General features: G+C 39.6%; 1 protein-coding gene. It reads right to left on the bottom strand.

Annotated elements, in window-relative coordinates:
- Nucleotides 1-177: 177 nt before the first annotated feature.
- Nucleotides 178-1,404: an IS256 family transposase gene (locus GT1_RS21835; protein WP_188400490.1), complete on the bottom strand. Its 1,227-nt coding sequence runs from the start codon at nucleotides 1,402-1,404 to the stop codon at nucleotides 178-180.
- Nucleotides 1,405-1,501: the final 97 nt, after the last annotated feature.

The raw sequence follows: 1,501 nt of genomic DNA on the forward strand, positions 1-1,501 counted from the left end.
GGGTCTGCGGATAATTTTGTGTAATTTGAAATTCCTCATGGCAAGAAATAGTGGCTTTGTAAAAACATATTTGTTCATTGTCCCTTGATAAATCAGTTTCCTGGGCGAGACGGAAGTATGCACGCGTTAGCGTGAATGCTTCTGTCTCGGCTGGGGAATCGTACTTTAAAGGGGCAATTATCCTACGTATCGATCCTCAAAAAGTAAGGCCAAATGGTTCAAAACCATATCCCAATCCCGGTAACGCTGAGTCCATTTTTTTACAATATTATTCGATGCTAAGTATAACATTTTGCGTAAAGCATCATCATTAGGAAATACGGCTTTGGTCTTGGTTACTTTTCGAAATTGCCGATGCAATCCTTCTATAATATTTGTTGTATATATTATTTTCCTAATACTGGGGGGATATGCATAAAAGGTAGATAAAATATCCCAGTTGTCTTCCCAGCTTTTTATGGCAGCCGGATATTTTTGTCCCCACTTTTCTTTAAAGATCATTAGCTTTTCCAGTGCGGCTTCTTCTGTCACGGATGTGTAGACTTCTTTTAAATCAGCCGTAAAGGCTTTTGCATGTTTGTAGTTTACATACCGCATACTCGCACGAATTTGGTGAATAATACAGCGCTGTATCCCGGCTTTAGGATAGGCGGCACCAATGGCTTCCCTAAAGCCACTTAGCCCATCAACACAGAATAGATAAACATCTTGTATGCCGCGGCTTTTCAGCTCATTTAAGACACTAAGCCAGAATTTGCTGCTTTCGTTTTCACCAATCCATATACCTAAAATTTCTTTATAACCGTCCAGGTTTACGCCCAATACAACATAAGCTGCCTTAGTAATGATCTGATGGTTTTCGCGAATTTTGTAGTGTATCGCATCCAAGAATATGAAAGGATATACTGCTTCCAAGGGCCGGTTTTGCCATTCAGTAAGTTGAGGCATGATTTTTTCACTGATTTTACTTACCAGCTCTGGCGAAATTTCTACATCGTACAGGCTTTTTATTTGGTCTGATACATCTCGAATGCTAAGTCCTGCAGCATAGAGCGATAATATTTTTTCTTCCATGCCATCAGCATTCCGGCTGTATTTGCCGATAATTTGAGGTTCGTACCCGCCGTTTCGATCACGGGGAATTGCAATCTCTACTTCACCAAGTTGCGTTTTTACTTTCTTTTTTGAGTAGCCGTTTCGATAATTTTTCGACACAGCTGGGTTGACATTTTCCGACCGTCGTTCCTGTTTTTCGTAGCCTAATTCTGTTTCTAATTCTGCTTCCATTATTTCTTGGAGCACGTCTCGGAACATCTCTTTAATTGCATTCATAACTTCCGCGGTATTGTTGAACTTTTCATCTTTGATCAAATCTCTAATGACTTCCTTGGGTATTGTTTTCATAAAAACATCTTCCTTTCCGACTCAAATAGGTTTATTCCTATTCTTGCCAGTAAGGAAGATGTTTCAAACTTATTTACACAAAATTTTCTGTGCCCTC

The sequence above is a fragment of the Sporomusa sp. GT1 genome (assembly GCF_014634905.1).
Lineage (GTDB): Bacteria > Bacillota > Negativicutes > Sporomusales > Sporomusaceae > Sporomusa > Sporomusa sphaeroides.

Bases quoted from the DNA above. Each gene is read 5' to 3' on its own strand.
- GT1_RS21835 (WP_188400490.1), bottom strand. From the start codon at position 1,404: ATGAAAACAATACCCAAGGAAGTCATTAGAGATTTGATCAAAGATGAA.